This is a genomic window from Anabaena sp. UHCC 0451 (assembly GCF_034931405.1).
In the GTDB taxonomy this organism is placed as follows: domain Bacteria; phylum Cyanobacteriota; class Cyanobacteriia; order Cyanobacteriales; family Nostocaceae; genus RDYJ01.
The window spans coordinates 114,006-129,987 of the sequence record NZ_JAYGHA010000017.1 but is presented as its reverse complement, the minus strand read 5'-3'; the positions used below and the strand labels follow the sequence as shown (position 1 = coordinate 129,987).

Sequence of the window (15,982 nt, the reverse complement as noted above, 5' to 3'; positions counted from 1 at the left end):
GATTTTTTCAAAATTCAAATATGAGTCCTATATTCCATATTTATAAAATACCACTGTGTTTAAAAATAAAAAAGGCTTGGTTTTTGCCAAACCTTATGTACAGAAGTGAAAGACTCTTTTGAATTTAATCATTGATGATGTTGATAATTTATCTATCTTCAGAGTTAATTTATTCTGAACGCAGATGTAGCTTGCTTCCCGAAGAATACACAGATAAACGCATCATAAACAGGACAAAATTAAATGTTACAATATCTTGATTCATTCCTAATTATCTGCGTCTATCTGCGTCTATCTGCGTTTACTTATTCCTTCATCTTATCCACCCAATTCAAAGACAATTGGCAGAAATGTTCACCCCTAACTTCAAAGTTAGGATATTGATCAAAACTCGCGCAAGCTGGAGATAATAACACCACTGACGCTTGATATTGTTTCGCTAATTCTGCGGACTTGGGTACAGCTTTTTCCATTGTTTGGACAATTTCATAATTACTATATCCCACTTCTTCCAGACGTTGAGCAAAGGCATTTGCAGCATTACCAATGAGTAAAACAGCCGCAGCTTTGGCTTGAATTTTACTTAACCAACCTGTATCATCTCCAGCTTTTGCTTCACCACCAGCAATTAAAATAGCCGGACTTTTTACCGATGCTAAACCAACTTCTGCTGCATCATAATTTGTGGCTTTACTATCATTAATAAAATCAATTCCTGACCATGTACAAATATGTTCTAAGCGATGGGGAACGCCAGGAAATTCACTGACTGCGCGGGAAATTGCCTCAATATTAATTCCCGCTAATCTCGCTGCACCTACTGACATTAATAGATTTTGTTGGTTATGTTCTCCCACCATTCGCAAAGCAGAAACTTCGACAATTTGCTGAGGTTGAGAATTTGCTGATAATTTTTCTATTACCCAGCCATTTTCTATATAAAAGCCTTTTTCACCTATTAAAAAATCTGCTCCTTTGACACTTGTCCAATAAGCATTAGGCCAATGATTTAAACCTACTTTGTTTAAATAAACATCATCACCATTCAATATTTGTAACTGGGAATTTTTTAACAGTTTGGCTTTAATATTGTAGTAGTTTTCTAATGTTTTATGACGGGCTAAATGGTCTGGTGTGAAAGTTGTCCAAATACCGATGCGGGGAGAAAGCGTAACGGAAGATTCTATTTGATAACTGCTCAGTTCTCCTATTACCCAATCAATCCGATTTTGGATTTTAGATTTTGGATTTTGGATTGTTTCTTGTGCATCTTCTTCAATTTGCTTTTGGTTTAAAGCTACTTCACAAGCAGCCAAACCGATGTTACCACAGGCTGGGGCGTTAAATCCGGCGGCTTGAAAAATGGCAGCAGTTAACGCGGTGGTGGTAGTTTTACCGTTTGTACCGGTAATGGACACCCAAGGAATATTTTGCAAATGTCTCCATGCGAGTTCCATTTCCCCAATAGTTTCTATTCCTAACTCTCGCGCTTTTAACAAGATTGGAATGTCCCAAGGTACACCGGGACTAACAACTATTAATTTTGGTAAATGAGTATTATCAAGGTCTGGAACATGACCTAATTTCACGGGAATTTGTTCTTTAGCAAGTTGTTGTTGTTGTTCCAGGAGGGTTGGGGAGGTGCTACTATCGCTTAATTCTACCTCCCAGCCTTCCTGTTTCAACAATCTTGCCGCAGCAACACCGGACTTTCCCAATCCAATCACAATAGCTTCTGGCATAGACTGTGTAGCATTATCCCTGGTTAAGCTATTTCATCCTAGCGTTAATTGGCAAAAATTACACCAATTTTTGTTGCCTTTTGCTACAGATTTTTTACAATTGCGCCAAAGTCAGCTAAAACACGGGCATGATTTCGCAATAATCCCAGTAAATTTAAACGATTTCGCTTAATATTTGGATCTGGGTCCATGACTAAAACGCTATCTTCTCCATCAAAGAATTTACTCACGGTGGGAGCAATTTTTTCTAGTGCGGCTATTAACAGTTGATAATTGCGTGTTTGTTGCGCGGTTTGGGTTTGGGGAACTAATTCTACTAAGGCGTTGTAGAATGCAGATTCAGATGATTTTTGGAATAATTCGGGGTTAATTAATGTTTTTGGTTCTAATTGTTGGAAGTCTAAATCACCTTGTGCAGCTAGACGGGTAGAACGGTTGACGGTTTCATAGATTTTATCTAATGTACCATCGTTGCGGATTTGTTGTAAATAAATTGCGCGATCGCGTACATCTAATAAATCCTGTAATGCTCGTTCTGTGTACTCTGGATCATTTTCTCCCAATACCGCATTTACCAAGTCATAATCTATCTGTTTTTCTTCTTGTAATAAGGTGCGGATACGTTGTAAGAAAAATTCCCGTAATGTGATAATCAAAGATTTTGCATCTTTATTAAATGTGGTTGCAAAATTTGTCGCTATTTGTGCTAATCGCTGTTCTAAATTGATCTGCAAATTCGCAGACCAAGTAATATTAATTATCGCATTTGCAGCCCTTCTTAAAGCAAAGGGATCGGAAGAACCAGAGGGAATTAAACCCAAACCAAAAATACTAATTAAAGTATCTAATCTATCTGCTAAACCAACAATTTGACCTGTTAATGTTTGGGGTAAAATGTCATCAGCATTTTTGGGTAAATAATGTTCAACAATTGCTGTTGCGACTTCTGTATCTTCACCACTTGCTAAGGCGTATTTTTCACCCATTATTCCTTGTAATTCAGGAAATTCATACACCATTTGGGTGACTAAATCGGCTTTACATAATAAAGCTGCACGTTGAATTTTATTACTTTCACTTTCTCCTAGCTGCAATTGTTGAGAAATGAGATTAGCAATATTTACAACTCTGTCAACTTTACCACGAACTGAACCTAAATCTTCTTGAAATGTGACTTTTTCTAATTGGGGTAAAAAGCTTTCTAATGGTTTAGATAAATCTGCATCATAGAAAAATCTTCCATCAGCTAAACGCGCTCTAATTACTCTTTCATTACCAACAGCAATAATATCTGATTTTGTCGGATCTCCGTTAGAAATGGTGACGAAATTCGGTAATAATTCCTTATTTTCATCAGTTTTGAAAACTGGGAAATAACGCTGGTGCGTTACCATGACTGTGGTTGAAACTTCTGTAGGTAATTTGAGAAATTCATCTTCAAATTTACCGACTACTGCGGTAGGGTATTCTACTAAATTTGTGGTTTCTGCTAATAAGTCTGGGTAAATTTCTGTGAAACCATCTAATTTTTGAACTGCGGCTTTTATTTGTTCAACAATGATTTTTTCCCGTTCTTCTGGGGAAACTATCACAAAACCAGAACGCAAAGTATTTACATATTCTGTTGCGTGGAAAATTGTTACAGGTTCGGGATGTAAAACGCGATGTGCTTGAGAAATGCGATCGCTTTTAACTATCTTTTCCCCATTCTTTAATTCTAATGGTAAAACATCCCCATCTAACAAAGCAACTAACCAGCGAATAGGACGAGAAAACCTACCGTCTCCACTTCCCCACCGCATCAACCGCTTTCCTTCCAAACCCCAAACCCACTGAGGTACAAGTTCCGTCAAAATTTCCGCAACTGGTCGTCCTGGTGTCTTTTTCTGAATAAAGACAAAATCACCTTTTTCCGTCGGTCGAATTTCAAAAGCTGACAGTTCCACACCTTGTTTTTTAGCAAACCCAACTGCTGCGGGGGTGGGTTGACCATCTTTAAAAGCTGCTTGTGCGGGTGGTCCTTTAATTTCTTCTTCTTTGTCTGGTTGCTGGGATGGTAAACCTGTAATTAGCACTGCTAACCGTCGGGGAGTTCCATACACTTCCACTGTTTCCGCTTTGAGGTTGTTAGCTTCCAGAGTTTGCGGAATACGCGATCGCCATTGTACGATCGCATTACTCAGAAAGCTTGCGGGTAGTTCTTCTGTACCAACTTCTAATAAAAATGCAGTCATAAGGTCACTAATTTTGATCAGTCAATTCCACCAGTTTACCTTGTGATCAGGCTGTGGTGAACAAGATCGGTGACTTATTGGTGATATCAGCATTAATTGGCGTTGTATGATAGGGGTTGGTTAAGAGGTGATTTTTATGTTAAAGCGTATTTATATTGATAATTTTCGCGGTTTGGTGAATTTTGAACTTAATGTTGATTCAATTAATCTATTTCTTGGTCGTAATGGTTCAGGTAAGTCAACGGTTTTTGAGGTTTTAAGAAAATTACAAACTTTTATATTAGGTGATGCTAAATTAGAAACTATTTTTGATTATTTCGATTTTACTTGTTGGCAAACTTTACCGATTCAAAGATATGAATTAGAAATAGATGGTAATGGTGGTAAATATAAATATGAATTAGCAATAGAAGCCCAGCAAAATAAAATATCTATCATATACGAAAATTTATGGTTTAATGACTATCCTCTATTAAAATATGAAAATGGTGAAGTTATACTGTTAAGAGATGATTATTCTCAAAGTGCAAAATATCCATTTTTATCATATCAATCTATTTTATTTTCTTTAGTACCAAGAAATGATAATACAAGATTAACTTGGTTTTCAGAAAGAATAGAAAGAATCATCATTGTACAAATTGTTCCAATTTTAATCGGACAGGGTGGTGTAGAAAGTAAATACCTGAATTATAATTGTGAAAATTTTGTTGCTTGGTATAAGTACATTTCTCAGGATCAGGGAAAGGTAGCAGAATTAATCAATGTTTTGCAAGAAGTTTTGGATGGTTTTAGAAGTTTTAAATTTGAATCTATAGGGGAAAAATATGTGGGGTTGAAATTAAAATTTACGTCAGATACAGATATTAAAAATACTATTGATTATCGTTTAGGTGCATTATCAGATGGACAAAAAGTATTGATTATATTGTATACACTAATTTACTTTCTGAAATCAGAAGAACATACCATAGATTATACACTTTGTATTGATGAACCAGAAAACTTTTTAGCACTTCCAGAAATTCAACCTTGGTTAAGACAGCTATATGATTTTTGTGATGATGGAAAATTACAAGCTTTGTTAATTTCCCATCATCCTGAATGTATTAATTACCTGTTAGCTTCACCAATTGGTTATTGGTTTGAACGTCAAAGTAATGCACCTGTAAGAGTTAGAAAAATTAGTAATGAAGAAGCTGATGATGCAGGACTAAAGATATCAGAACTAATTGCACGAGGATGGTTATAATGAGCCAAAAAAGGGTGCAAATTGTGATTTTATGTGAAGACAAACAACAGGAAGTTTTTGCAATTCATTTTTTGCAAAAGCGTGGTTTTATTATAGACAGAAATATCCGCACTGAAATTTGTCCTAAAGGTGCAGGTGAGCAGTTTGTCAGGGAAAAATATGTTAAAGAAGTGGTAGAATATCGCAGACAAAAAAATAAGCGTGCGGGAATGCTTGTTGTTTTAATTGATGCTGATAAAAAAACTGTAGAAGAAAGACTCAAGCAGTTAAATGATGAACTCAAAGGAAATTCTCATCCACAGCGTCAAACTGATGAAGCTATAGCAGTTTTTGTCCCTAAAAGAAATATTGAAACTTGGATACATTATCTCCAGGATGAAAATGTTGAGGAGGAAATAGAATATACAAAATTTAAAAAGCAGTCAGAATGCAAACCATACATTGAAAAATTAGTCAATCAATGTTATCAAGGTAATTTAGATAATAATGCTCCTCCTTCTCTCAAATCTGCCTGTGAAGAATTCCAAAGAATTTTACCATTGTTAGATTAATTTAGAAATTAGATAACAAAGAAAACTCTGATTTCACATTCCACTTTTTCCCATCATTCAGCAATAAAGTAATATTATCAGCCACAAATTCAAAATATACCTGACGTTCTTTAAAATCATCCCAAGCTTTATAAAAATCGGACTTTTTTAAATCCTTCCTGGCTACAGTTAAATGAGGTGTGAAAGTATGATTGTTTGCCCCTTTATCTTTTATTCCTAAATTATTTTCTACATCATTAATTAAATCTGATTGTAATTTTAAAAGTGCTTGATTTTTGATGACATTCATATATACAACACGAGGTAAAAAAGCTGCAAAACCATCAATGGTAATGGGTAAAGAATTTTGATTCTGAGCGAAATTTACTAAGAATATTTCTAAAATTGATACTTGCTCTTGTTCTAGCAAAAAAGGGGGTTTTAGAGTAATATGTGGGGGAGAATTTTGAGCGCCACGACTTGCATAATTATCAAAAAAGTGTTGTTTGATTTTGTTGGCGTAGTCCTGGATATTCTGGGGTGGAAGAATAGCAATAAAAAAGCGATTCATAATTTCAGGGAACAGAAAAAATAACAAATTCTAATTCTAATTCTAATTCTAATTCTAATACCAATCCCCAATCCCCAATCCCCAATATGATATTTTATTCTCAATCCCAAATCAAAAATCTCAAATTGATATGCCTTGGTTTGTAAAGATTGAAACAGGTCAAGTGGATAAATCCATCTTTGATCAATATGTACCCGCCCATACAGACTATGTAAAGAACTTGATAGATAAAGGACACAAGGCCAAAACCGGCTATTGGGCGCAAAGGGGAGGGGGTATGATGCTGTTTGAGGCAGCGTCAATGGATGAAGCGCAGGCGATAGTTGCTGCTGATCCCTTGGTAGTCAACGGTTGTGTGAGTTATCAAATTTACGAATGGAGAATTGTTGTCGAATGACACACAATTATGGAATTTTCATGTTATGATGATTTCAGACCTGGATCTATGCGATTTCAACGCCCAAACTTTGTCAGGACCGGAAGGTAGCAGCAATACGGGATGCTTGTGATAGGCGTAGTCTCCGGGTCGCCCTATTTTTAGGAGTGCTTTGCAGCAATGCCTGGTTTTGGAGATATTGTTCAAAAAGCTTTTTACCTTGGTGTAGGCTTGGCTTCTTACGCTGGTGAGAAAGCAGGGGGGAAATTAGCCGAACTGCGATCGCAAGTCCAAAAACTAGCTGATGAAATGGTGGCTAAAGGTGAAATGAACACCGAAGAAGCTCGTCGTTTCGTAGAAGACATGATGAAGCAAGCCCAGCAGCATCCAGCATCTGGTGAAACTTCTGAAAAAACAGCCCCTTCTGAACCTCGTCGCATCGAAATTTTGGAGGTAGATGAAGAACCATCTGTAAAAGAAGCACCAAAAGAAAACGTAAATCACTTACGTCAGCAAGTTCAAGAATTACAAGAAAAATTACAGCAACTGAAGCAAGATCAGTAAAAACCAGTTTTTTACTGTTAATGATTGGCTAAGGTTGTGATTGTGGGAATGACGCTATATCTAAATACTGGTTGAATGTGCATTGCTCATCGTGCAGTTTAGCACTGACAACCAGTTAAGGTGAAGCGTTATGTTGTAGGCAGTAAGACAGTTAAGCTTATGGAACCGTGGCAAAAAGACTTGATTGACATTATCGAAACTGTTGCTGATGAAGTAGAAAGCTTCTTCCAAGGAATGAATGACATGGTAGATGCATTTTTTGAGCTAACAGAAGATATTACCGAGCAGGTACAAAATAATATTGCTGCTGACATTGACCAGTATTTACAAGAATTAGCGGAACCGCTTTTGGAAATATACTGGGAATTAGAAGACATAACAACGGATATCGATCCGGGTTTTCCGTATCAAGTTGAAGCAACCACTGAACAAAATCCTGCTTGTATAGGATGTAATAACTATCATGGTCATGTTTATGGTGGTAACTTGTTAGTTTGTGGTATGCACCCTAGCGGTTGGGATGATGTGAGTTGTCCAGATTGGGAAAAGAGCAGCAGTGAATTTTAAGTGTTAAATTAGTATTGATGAATCTCTGCATTTTTCAAGAAAATTTTATGAGTCATTCTTTACCTGAGACTGTAACAGCAACAAGTCAAGAAATGAAATACGGGGAAAGGGAAATACAAGAAGGAAAACTGATTACATTTCCTAATCCGCGTGTGGGTCGGCGTTATAATATTGATATTAGTTTGCCAGAATTTACCTGTAAATGTCCGTTTTCCGGTTATCCTGATTTTGCAACTATTTATATTTCCTACATACCTAATGAACGAGTTGTAGAGTTGAAGGCTTTGAAGCTTTATATTAATAGTTATCGCGAACGATATATCTCTCACGAAGAGTCAGCAAACCAAATTTTAGATGATTTTGTGGCTGCTTGTGATCCTTTAGAAGCTACGGTAAAAGCTGATTTTACTCCCCGTGGAAATGTGCATACTGTTGTGGAAGTAAAACATAAAAAAGAACAAGAAGAGATTTTTTAACGATAGAATTTTCAGTAGATGGGTTAAAGTATACTTTTAAAACCCTATAATCCGTAGGTTGGGTTGTGGAACTTTCACGTTCGCGAAGCAATAGAATGAAACCCAACATTTCCGAGATTTTACATGAACACAAAAGTAAATGATTCTGTAAAATTAGGTAAAGTAATATTTCTACCCATCTACCAAAGACCATAACCAACTCATGCAACTGCAACTTAGAGGATCAAAATCTACCGGTGCTTCCCTACTATTAATTGCCCCTTTTTTCCTCTGGGGTACAGCAATGGTAGCGATGAAAGGGGTAATACCTCATACCACACCTTTATTTATGGCAGGGGTGCGATTATTACCTGCGGGGGTGTTAATCCTTATTGCTGGGGCATTTATGGGTAAACCCCAACCGAAAGGATGGTTAGCATGGTTATGGATTACAATATTTGCCCTAGTTGATGGTACGCTGTTTCAAGGCTTTTTAGCAGAGGGGTTAGTAAGAACCAGTGCGGGGTTAGGTTCTGTGATGATTGACTCCCAACCTTTAGCAGTAGCTTTACTGTCCCTGTGGTTATTTCAAGAACATATTGGTATCTGGGGATGGTTGGGGTTAGGATTGGGGGTAGCAGGTATTAGTTTAATTGGCTTACCGGAAGAGTGGATTTTTCATCTTCTCGACTCAGGTGTAAAAATTACCACCGATAATTGGCAACAATTATTTGCCAGTGGAGAATGGTTGATGTTACTAGCAGCTTTATCAATGGCTGTGGGAACTGTGATGATTCGGTTTGTTTGTCGGTATGCTGATCCGGTAACAGCTACAGGATGGCATATAATTTTAGGCAGTTTGCCGTTGTGGGGACTTTCTGCATTTGTAGAAGGGGAACAGTGGCAAAATTTGGTAGTATCTGACTGGTTAGCTTTAAGTTATGCAACTATATTTGGTAGTGCGATCGCTTATGGTTTATTCTTCTATTTTGCTGCTAGTGGTAATCTGACCAGTTTAAGCTCTCTCACCTTTCTCACACCTGTTTTTGCGTTGATATTTGGTCATATTTTTCTCTCAGAAGTTCTCACTCCCATGCAATGGGTAGGAGTTCTCCTGACTTTAATTAGTATTTATTTAATCAACCAACGGGAAAACTTAGCAGGGCAAAATCAAAAAGTTACTATTAGTGAAAAAACTACTCAGCCAAAACCAGTTTTAGAAGCATCTATAACTAAGAGACTGTAAAAATATCTAAACCAGAAATTTTACCCTAACTTAATCAGTTGGAGATCAGGAACATGAGGGATCACAAGCAATTTTCAATTATTAAATACCAATTATCAATTACCAATTACTTCTTGATATTATCCTCTTTTTTGTGCCTTGGTTTATATCCAAATCGCGCTCTAACTGCCACAGTTAAGGAAACTGCTATCCAGCCAACAGTAATTGATTCAAGTGTTCAAGGTAGAGAAGTAGAAGTAGTGCAAGTCCAATTGAAAGCTTTAGGTTATTACAATGGTTCAATAGATGGAGTATATAGCCCTAGTTTCCAAAATACTGTGACTCGATTTCAGCAAGAACAAGGTTTACAAAGAGCAGATGGTGTTGCAGATTGGGCTACTAGAAAGCATCTTCAAGAAGTGTTGTCTGGAAAAATTAAATGTAATACTAATGCTACTTTGACAGAGGAAAAAGACAAAAGCACACAATCACAGTCGGGAAATGATGTTTGGTGGAAATTAATTAGTTTTAGTGTTATTGGTAGTTTGAGTGCATTTTTCTATGCTGCACAAAGTATAGTTAATAAGAAACCAGCGTTAGAAGCTGGAACTTCTGAGCAGAATCTGTTAAGTCCATCTGCTCAAAAAAGTCCGCAATTTTTTCTCAACCCGGCATCTCAAATACCATCACCAGTTTCTACTGAAATATTACCTGTTGAAAAAACATTGGTTGTCCCTCCACTCAATGCGTTTGAGGTATTTATGGCAGACTTGCGTAGTGCGGATTTGACACAGCAAAGAAAAGCAATTTGGAATATAGCTCAACAAGGGGATTCACGAGCAGTTCAACCTTTAGTAGACTTGATGATTGATGCAGATTCGCAACAGCAAAGCTTAATTTTATCAGCCTTGGCAGAAATTGGGACTCGCACTCTCAAACCCGTGAACCGCGCTTTAGCAATATCTATGCAAGATGAAAATCCTCAAGTCAGACAAAATGCAATCCGTGATTTATTGCGTATTTATGACACAATGGCGCAGATGAGTAAGATTGTGCTTCATGCAATGGAAGATCCAGATCCAGCGGTACAGGAAACGGCTAAGTATGCTTTAAATCAAATGAACCGTATCCGTACTATTCCAGAACAACAGATTTAACGGCTACAAATACAGAAGCTCGATCAGCTGACTGCTGTTTTGACAATTCAACTACGGTAAAAACCTATCTAAAGCGGCTTTGAGTTGTTGAATTTCTGCGTCAATATTGCCATTCTCTGAAGCTCTAGCAATACATTCTGTTAAATGTTCATCCAAAACTATCCGTGCTACTTTGTCTAATGCACCTCTGACAGCCGCAATTTGCAATAATACATCAGGACAAGGGGTATTTTGCTGTACCATTGTCTTAACTCCCCGAATATGTCCCTCTATGCGAGATAATCGGTTAACAATTCGCCTTAATGATTCTTCGCTATGAACATGAGGATGAACTGATTCGACTGCTGCTGGATTATGATCTGTATGTTCGTGATCTGAATGGTGATGGTGTGTATGTTCTGCTTGCTCAGATGAAGCCAAGGATTCTTCAACTAATCGGTTTGATCCATTCATGGGTCATTTAGGGTTTGGTATAATTAAATCCTAGCCTAGAAGGATTTGAGATTGTAGATTTCAGATTTTAGGATTTCTAAAAAATAAACAAACCACAGAGTCACAGAAAATACAGAGAAAGAAGAAAGACCGAGGATTTTACTTCATTTTCTCGTCATTTTTGGGATATTTTTGATTTTTCGGTTTTTGATTATTTTGGTGGAAAAACCGAACTAGTTAAGGCTTCTAAATTTAGGTTATGATTATGCGAATTTCCCAAATACCCCAGTCTATCCGCCAACTGAGTACCCATGTTTTAGCGATTGTCATGGGAGTGTTGCTAACAGCTTCTTGTTTGCAGGTTTTACCTTCTCAAGCTGAACCTGCACCGAATAACGTAGTTGCTCAAAAACCATCTCCTGCTGTTGGTGCTATTGGTAGCAGTAGCTTTGTGACAGCAGCGGTGAACCGTGTCGGATCTGCTGTGGTCAGAATTGATACAGAAAAAACCATTACTCGTCCTGTTGATCCAATTATGGAAGATCCGTTTTTGCGGCGGTTTTTTGGTGATGCTTTCCCCCAACAGTCACCAACTGAACAATTACGCGGTTTAGGTTCTGGTTTTATTCTGGATAAAAGTGGGATTATTCTGACTAATGCTCATGTTGTTGATCAAGCTGATAAGGTGACTGTACGGTTGAAAGATGGTCGCACTTTTAAAGGTAAAGTCAAAGGTATTGATGAAGTTACGGATTTGGCAGTAGTCAAAATAAATGCTGGTGATGATTTACCTGTTGCACCTTTGGGTTCTTCTAATCATGTGCAGGTGGGAGATTGGGCGATCGCTGTTGGTAATCCGTTAGGATTTGATAATACTGTCACTTTGGGTATTGTCAGCACTTTAAAACGTTCTAGCGCCCAGGTGGGAATTAGTGATAAGCGTTTAGATTTCATTCAAACTGACGCAGCTATTAACCCTGGTAACTCCGGTGGTCCATTGTTAAATGCTCAAGGTGAGGTGATTGGCATTAATACCGCTATTCGTGCAGATGCGATGGGAATTGGGTTTGCTATTCCTATTGATAAAGCAAAAGCGATCGCGGCACAACTGCAACGTGATGGTAAAGTTATTCACCCATATTTAGGGGTACAAATGGTAACTTTAACACCCCAATTAGCCAGACAAAATAATTCTGATCCTAATTCTGCAATTCAATTACCCGAAGTTAACGGTGTTTTAGTGATGCGAGTTGTACCCAATTCTCCTGCTGCAACTGCGGGTATCCGTCGCGGTGATGTCATTGTGCAGATTGATAATAAACCAATTACTGCTGCTGAACAATTGCAAGGAGTTGTAGAAGATAGTCGTTTGGGTGAAATATTGCAGGTGAAAGTCCAAAGAGGAAATCAAACTCAGGTGCTTTCAGTTCGTACTGCTGAATTGAAGGATATTTCTTAATATCCAAATCCCCGATTTTTGAAGAAGTCGGGGATACATTTTTGGAGGATTTGACTGGTTCTCAAGTACCAAGAGCAAAAAAAGAATTAAGTATTCATCAAACCCTGAATTAAGTTGAAAAGATAACTCCCAAGTTCTTTTGCAAGTTTCCTCTTTGATTAATTGGACTGTGACGAAGTGGAGCAGAAAGCACTCCATGAAAAACATATTTAGCTGACATACATATCTATCATTTCATTATATTGCTTATTCTATAATTACTGATTTGAGCCAATTTTTTCTGAATCTGTGCGTTGGCAATATGTTTACAATTCCATGTTAACAGATAGTCTATACCATGAATTGTAGCTAGTGCAATATGTATTGCATCTGTGGCAGCTTTAGAAGGATTGATGGATTTATTGTAAGTAGTCGGACAAAATTAAATTCACTCGTTGAGAGAGGGAACAGGGAACAGGGAACAGGGAACAGAAAAATCAAGTTCAAAACATTGAGGAAGAGGAAGGAGTTGTATATATTCATCGTGTTCGTCATGGTTCTCAGCAGAGATTAGAAAATATACAGGATTTATTAGGAGATGAGTTATAAAATTTGAGACTCAAAAGCGATACCTTCGGTGCGCTTCGCTATCGCACCCCCAAACACCCCCAACAGCGATTCCTACGGAGCGCTTCGCTATCGCATCCCAAGATCCCAACAACGATTCCTATGGAGCGCTTCGCTATCGCACTTCCCACACCTCCAAACAGCGATTCCTACGGAGCGCTTCGCTATCGCACTCTCACAACCCCAAACAGGGATTCCTACGGAGCGCTTCGCTATCGCACTCTCACAACCCCAAACAGCGATTCCTACGGAGCGCTTCGCTATCGCACCCCTCACATCCCAAACAGCGATTCCTACGGAGCGCTTCGCTATCGCCTAAATTCATCACCAGAATAAAAAATGATAAGATACTAATAAGATTTTATTCATATTAGTATCTTATGAATGTGAGTTTTCCGATACCAAAAGAACTTGAGTCTTATCTTGAGGTTCAGCTTCAATCTGGCAATTATGCTACTGTAGCGGACTATTTTTTGATGTTGTTGCAGCAAGATCAACAGCGTAAGGATGCTCAAGCAAAATTAGCTAGTTTGTTGCAAGAAGGTTTGGACTCAGAAGCAGAACCTGTAACTCCTGAATATTGGCAAGATTTGCGCCGATCAATCTTTGGTGCGGCGCAGTAGTAATCATGGCTTTTCAGGTAATTGTTCGCAATCGTGCTACTCAAGATATCAGACAACAAGCAAATTATATTTTGGTGAATGGTAATCGGGAATCGGGGGGGAAGTTTTTGGAGTTTGTTGAGTGTGCTTTTGCTCAATTGGCAATAACTCCCAATATGGGTAAGGTTGTGTCGTCTTTGTCGGATATGGGAACAATTCGTCAGTGGCGGATTAAGAATTTTAAGGACTATTTGATTTTTTATAAAGTTCAAGAGAAGTGGAGGTTCTACGGGTTTTGCATGGAGCGAGAGATTTAGAGGATCTCTTGCCATTCTTAGATGAGGAAGTTTAATTTTTTGATTCCTACGGAGCGCTTCGCTATCGCATTCCCACATCCCCAAAAAGCGATTCCTACGGAGTGCTTACGCTATCGCACTCCCAACATCTCCAACAGCGATCTCTTCCCTTGACAAAATATTTTCATACAATTAACATTAAATTATCAAATAATTTATTGAAATTATGATGTTTAGCTTAAGCGATATTCACCCCTTATCAGAATTTCAGCGCGGAGCAAAGATGTTTCTGGATAAGTTAAAAGAAACTCAATCTCCCATTGTGTTGACTGTGAATGGTAAAGCTGCTGCTGTGGTTCAAGATGCTGAAAGCTATCAAAAACTCATTGATAGACTGGAATTACTGGAATCTGTTGCTAAGATACGTCAAAGCATAAATGAGTTTAAACAAGGCGAGGGTATGCCCTTAAATCAAGCATTTGCAGAATTTAAGGAAAAATATGGCATACCGGATTGAGATTTCACCTAGTGCTATTGCTGATATTGAGAGTATTTTCCTGTGGATAAAAGAGGATTCACACAGAAAGAGCTTTTCGTTGGGTGCGGGGATGTTATGAAATTATGCTGACGTTGGAAAATTTTCCACAACGTTGTTCTTTAGCTATAGAAAGTAAGTATATGGGAATTGAAGTTCGACAACTTCTTTACCAAAAACAATTTTTGATTTTATTTACGGTTCAAAATCTTGGGGAAGAGGAAGGAGTTGTGTATATTCATCGTGTTCGTCATGGTTCTCAGCAGAGATTAGAAAATATACAGGATTTATTAGGAGATGAGTTATAAAATTTGAGACTCAAAAGCGATCGCATCCCCACATCCCCAACAAGTGATTCCTACGGAGCGCTTCGCTATCGCACTCCCAATATCCCCAAACAGCGATACCTACGTTAAACTACCGATAATACTGTCAAAGTATAAAATTATGGTATAATTATGGTGTCAACTTATTTAATCTCTTGTAATTTATAAATTTGCGTTATAATTTTGATTGGAATCCAGCAAAAGAAAAACAGAATATTCGTAAACATCAAATCAATTTTCGTTTAGCATCAACTGTTTTTCGTGATCAATATCAATTAAGTTTATATGATGAAGAACATAGTGATTATGAAGACAGATGGATTACTATAGGTTTAGATGAAACGGGTATTTTAAGGGTTGTTATTCATACTTTTGAACAAACAGATGAAGACTCGTGTTTGATTCGTATTATTTCAGCACGGAAAGCAACTTTTAATGAACAGCAGTATTATCAAGGAAGAAAGCTATGAAAGCAGAATATGATTTTTCACAAGCTGAACAAGGTAAATTTTATCATTCTGATGCAACTTTTCATTATCCTATTTACCTTGAACCAGATGTTGATAATTTTTTCAAAAAAATTGCTCAGGAAAAAAATATAGATGTGCAAATTTTAGTCAATGAATGGTTAAGAAATAATATTAAATTAATTGAAAGTATTCAGTAAAAGCAAAAAAGCGATTTCTACGGAGCGCTAGTTCCCTCCGGGACGCTTTGCGAACGCTATCGCACCCCCACACCCCAAAAGCGATCGCATCCCAACATCCCCAAACAGCGATCGCATCCCACACCCCAAACAGCGATCGCACTTCCACATCCCAAAAGCGATCGCACCCCCATATCCCAAAAAGCGATCGCACCCCCAAAACCCCAAAAGCGATCGCACCCCCAAAACCCCAAAAGCGTCGCATCCCCACATCCCAAAAGCGATCGCACCCCCAAAACCCCAAAAGCGATCGCACTCCTACACCCCAAAAAGCGATCGCACTCCCACATCCTAAAAGCGATCGCACCCCACATTCCCAAAAGCGATCGCACTCCCAACATTCCAAA

20 protein-coding genes and 1 other RNA gene are annotated in these 15,982 nt (G+C 38.0%); 16 read left to right on the top strand and 5 right to left on the bottom strand.

Going from position 1 to position 15,982, the window contains the following annotated elements; all coding sequences use genetic code 11:
* Nucleotides 1-305 precede the first annotated feature (305 nt).
* Nucleotides 306-1,742 (bottom strand): UDP-N-acetylmuramoyl-L-alanine--D-glutamate ligase, encoded by a 1,437-nt coding sequence (gene murD / locus VB694_RS13825; RefSeq protein WP_323360893.1) that lies wholly within the window; start codon nucleotides 1,740-1,742, stop codon nucleotides 306-308.
* Between the two features lie 83 nt (nucleotides 1,743-1,825).
* The gene (gene glyS, locus VB694_RS13820) at nucleotides 1,826-3,976 is read right to left on the bottom strand and encodes a glycine--tRNA ligase subunit beta (RefSeq protein WP_323360892.1); all 2,151 of its coding nucleotides are present in this window, start codon (nucleotides 3,974-3,976) and stop codon (nucleotides 1,826-1,828) included.
* A gap of 136 nt (nucleotides 3,977-4,112) precedes the next feature.
* Here glyS and VB694_RS13815 point away from each other — a divergent pair, with 136 nt between their 5' ends.
* The gene (locus VB694_RS13815; protein ID WP_323360891.1) at nucleotides 4,113-5,228 is read left to right on the top strand and encodes an AAA family ATPase; all 1,116 of its coding nucleotides are present in this window, start codon (nucleotides 4,113-4,115) and stop codon (nucleotides 5,226-5,228) included.
* Complete coding sequence (locus VB694_RS13810; protein ID WP_323360890.1) at nucleotides 5,228-5,779, top strand: hypothetical protein; 552 nt, start codon at nucleotides 5,228-5,230, stop codon at nucleotides 5,777-5,779. Before VB694_RS13815 ends, VB694_RS13810 begins: the two co-directional genes overlap by 1 nt.
* A 1-nt stretch (nucleotide 5,780) precedes the next feature.
* Here the strand turns inward: VB694_RS13810 and VB694_RS13805 are convergent, their stop codons facing one another.
* The gene (locus VB694_RS13805) at nucleotides 5,781-6,329 is read right to left on the bottom strand and encodes a 2'-5' RNA ligase family protein (protein ID WP_323360889.1); all 549 of its coding nucleotides are present in this window, start codon (nucleotides 6,327-6,329) and stop codon (nucleotides 5,781-5,783) included.
* A gap of 130 nt (nucleotides 6,330-6,459) precedes the next feature.
* On the opposite strand from VB694_RS13805, the gene VB694_RS13800 reads away from it, so the two are divergent.
* The 7 genes from VB694_RS13800 (at nucleotide 6,460) to VB694_RS13770 (ending at nucleotide 10,673) form a co-directional block, all read left to right on the top strand.
* A complete protein-coding gene (locus VB694_RS13800; protein ID WP_323360888.1) occupies nucleotides 6,460-6,726 on the top strand; it encodes a YciI family protein in 267 nt (88 codons plus the stop codon).
* A gap of 37 nt (nucleotides 6,727-6,763) precedes the next feature.
* An RNA gene (ffs, locus tag VB694_RS13795) (signal recognition particle sRNA small type) lies at nucleotides 6,764-6,860 on the top strand.
* Nucleotides 6,861-6,885: 25 nt separating this feature from the next.
* Entirely contained in the window at nucleotides 6,886-7,269 is a 384-nt protein-coding gene (locus VB694_RS13790) for a phasin family protein (RefSeq protein WP_323360887.1), read from the top strand.
* Nucleotides 7,270-7,428: 159 nt separating this feature from the next.
* A complete protein-coding gene (locus VB694_RS13785) occupies nucleotides 7,429-7,836 on the top strand; it encodes a hypothetical protein (protein WP_323360886.1) in 408 nt (135 codons plus the stop codon).
* Between the two features lie 47 nt (nucleotides 7,837-7,883).
* Entirely contained in the window at nucleotides 7,884-8,312 is a 429-nt protein-coding gene (gene queF / locus VB694_RS13780) for a preQ(1) synthase (RefSeq protein WP_323360885.1), read from the top strand.
* 202 nt (nucleotides 8,313-8,514) lie between these two features.
* Nucleotides 8,515-9,537, top strand: coding sequence for a DMT family transporter (locus VB694_RS13775; RefSeq protein ID WP_323360884.1), 1,023 nt, complete (start codon nucleotides 8,515-8,517; stop codon nucleotides 9,535-9,537).
* Nucleotides 9,538-9,590: 53 nt separating this feature from the next.
* Entirely contained in the window at nucleotides 9,591-10,673 is a 1,083-nt protein-coding gene (locus VB694_RS13770; RefSeq protein WP_323360883.1) for a peptidoglycan-binding protein, read from the top strand.
* Nucleotides 10,674-10,724: 51 nt separating this feature from the next.
* Here the strand turns inward: VB694_RS13770 and VB694_RS13765 are convergent, their stop codons facing one another.
* On the bottom strand, nucleotides 10,725-11,126 hold the full coding sequence (locus VB694_RS13765; RefSeq protein WP_323360882.1) for a metal-sensitive transcriptional regulator: 402 nt from the start codon (nucleotides 11,124-11,126) through the stop codon (nucleotides 10,725-10,727).
* A 244-nt stretch (nucleotides 11,127-11,370) separates the two neighbouring features.
* On the opposite strand from VB694_RS13765, the gene VB694_RS13760 reads away from it, so the two are divergent.
* The 7 genes from VB694_RS13760 (at nucleotide 11,371) to VB694_RS13730 (ending at nucleotide 15,596) form a co-directional block, all read left to right on the top strand.
* Nucleotides 11,371-12,564, top strand: a complete 1,194-nt coding sequence (locus VB694_RS13760) for an HhoA/HhoB/HtrA family serine endopeptidase (RefSeq protein WP_323360881.1) — start codon at nucleotides 11,371-11,373, stop codon at nucleotides 12,562-12,564.
* A 986-nt stretch (nucleotides 12,565-13,550) separates the two neighbouring features.
* On the top strand, nucleotides 13,551-13,793 hold the full coding sequence (locus tag VB694_RS13755) for a type II toxin-antitoxin system ParD family antitoxin (protein ID WP_323360880.1): 243 nt from the start codon (nucleotides 13,551-13,553) through the stop codon (nucleotides 13,791-13,793).
* Nucleotides 13,794-13,798: 5 nt separating this feature from the next.
* Nucleotides 13,799-14,089, top strand: coding sequence for a type II toxin-antitoxin system RelE/ParE family toxin (locus VB694_RS13750; RefSeq protein ID WP_323360879.1), 291 nt, complete (start codon nucleotides 13,799-13,801; stop codon nucleotides 14,087-14,089).
* A gap of 205 nt (nucleotides 14,090-14,294) precedes the next feature.
* On the top strand, nucleotides 14,295-14,585 hold the full coding sequence (locus VB694_RS13745; protein ID WP_323360878.1) for a type II toxin-antitoxin system Phd/YefM family antitoxin: 291 nt from the start codon (nucleotides 14,295-14,297) through the stop codon (nucleotides 14,583-14,585).
* 104 nt (nucleotides 14,586-14,689) lie between these two features.
* The gene (locus VB694_RS13740; RefSeq protein ID WP_323360877.1) at nucleotides 14,690-14,911 is read left to right on the top strand and encodes a hypothetical protein; all 222 of its coding nucleotides are present in this window, start codon (nucleotides 14,690-14,692) and stop codon (nucleotides 14,909-14,911) included.
* A 188-nt stretch (nucleotides 14,912-15,099) separates the two neighbouring features.
* Nucleotides 15,100-15,399, top strand: a complete 300-nt coding sequence (locus tag VB694_RS13735) for a BrnT family toxin (protein ID WP_015212917.1) — start codon at nucleotides 15,100-15,102, stop codon at nucleotides 15,397-15,399.
* Entirely contained in the window at nucleotides 15,396-15,596 is a 201-nt protein-coding gene (locus VB694_RS13730) for a hypothetical protein (protein ID WP_039203742.1), read from the top strand. Before VB694_RS13735 ends, VB694_RS13730 begins: the two co-directional genes overlap by 4 nt.
* Before the next feature lie 56 nt (nucleotides 15,597-15,652).
* Here the strand turns inward: VB694_RS13730 and VB694_RS13725 are convergent.
* Nucleotides 15,653-15,982 (bottom strand): hypothetical protein (locus VB694_RS13725; RefSeq protein WP_323360876.1); only part of this gene is annotated, 330 nt, incomplete at its 5' end.

What these genes read in the sequence shown, in the direction of transcription:
- murD (WP_323360893.1), bottom strand. Translation starts at nt 1,742, where the DNA reads ATGCCAGAAGCTATTGTGATTGGATTGGGAAAGTCCGGTGTTGCTGCG.
- glyS (WP_323360892.1), bottom strand. Translation starts at nt 3,976, where the DNA reads ATGACTGCATTTTTATTAGAAGTTGGTACAGAAGAACTACCCGCAAGC.
- VB694_RS13815 (WP_323360891.1), top strand. Translation starts at nt 4,113, where the DNA reads ATGTTAAAGCGTATTTATATTGATAATTTTCGCGGTTTGGTGAATTTT.
- VB694_RS13810 (WP_323360890.1), top strand. Translation starts at nt 5,228, where the DNA reads ATGAGCCAAAAAAGGGTGCAAATTGTGATTTTATGTGAAGACAAACAA.
- VB694_RS13805 (WP_323360889.1), bottom strand. Translation starts at nt 6,329, where the DNA reads ATGAATCGCTTTTTTATTGCTATTCTTCCACCCCAGAATATCCAGGAC.
- VB694_RS13800 (WP_323360888.1), top strand. Translation starts at nt 6,460, where the DNA reads ATGCCTTGGTTTGTAAAGATTGAAACAGGTCAAGTGGATAAATCCATC.
- VB694_RS13790 (WP_323360887.1), top strand. Translation starts at nt 6,886, where the DNA reads ATGCCTGGTTTTGGAGATATTGTTCAAAAAGCTTTTTACCTTGGTGTA.
- VB694_RS13785 (WP_323360886.1), top strand. Translation starts at nt 7,429, where the DNA reads ATGGAACCGTGGCAAAAAGACTTGATTGACATTATCGAAACTGTTGCT.
- queF (WP_323360885.1), top strand. Translation starts at nt 7,884, where the DNA reads ATGAGTCATTCTTTACCTGAGACTGTAACAGCAACAAGTCAAGAAATG.
- VB694_RS13775 (WP_323360884.1), top strand. Translation starts at nt 8,515, where the DNA reads ATGCAACTGCAACTTAGAGGATCAAAATCTACCGGTGCTTCCCTACTA.
- VB694_RS13770 (WP_323360883.1), top strand. Translation starts at nt 9,591, where the DNA reads ATGAGGGATCACAAGCAATTTTCAATTATTAAATACCAATTATCAATT.
- VB694_RS13765 (WP_323360882.1), bottom strand. Translation starts at nt 11,126, where the DNA reads ATGAATGGATCAAACCGATTAGTTGAAGAATCCTTGGCTTCATCTGAG.
- VB694_RS13760 (WP_323360881.1), top strand. Translation starts at nt 11,371, where the DNA reads ATGCGAATTTCCCAAATACCCCAGTCTATCCGCCAACTGAGTACCCAT.
- VB694_RS13755 (WP_323360880.1), top strand. Translation starts at nt 13,551, where the DNA reads ATGAATGTGAGTTTTCCGATACCAAAAGAACTTGAGTCTTATCTTGAG.
- VB694_RS13750 (WP_323360879.1), top strand. Translation starts at nt 13,799, where the DNA reads ATGGCTTTTCAGGTAATTGTTCGCAATCGTGCTACTCAAGATATCAGA.
- VB694_RS13745 (WP_323360878.1), top strand. Translation starts at nt 14,295, where the DNA reads ATGATGTTTAGCTTAAGCGATATTCACCCCTTATCAGAATTTCAGCGC.
- VB694_RS13740 (WP_323360877.1), top strand. Translation starts at nt 14,690, where the DNA reads ATGCTGACGTTGGAAAATTTTCCACAACGTTGTTCTTTAGCTATAGAA.
- VB694_RS13730 (WP_039203742.1), top strand. Translation starts at nt 15,396, where the DNA reads ATGAAAGCAGAATATGATTTTTCACAAGCTGAACAAGGTAAATTTTAT.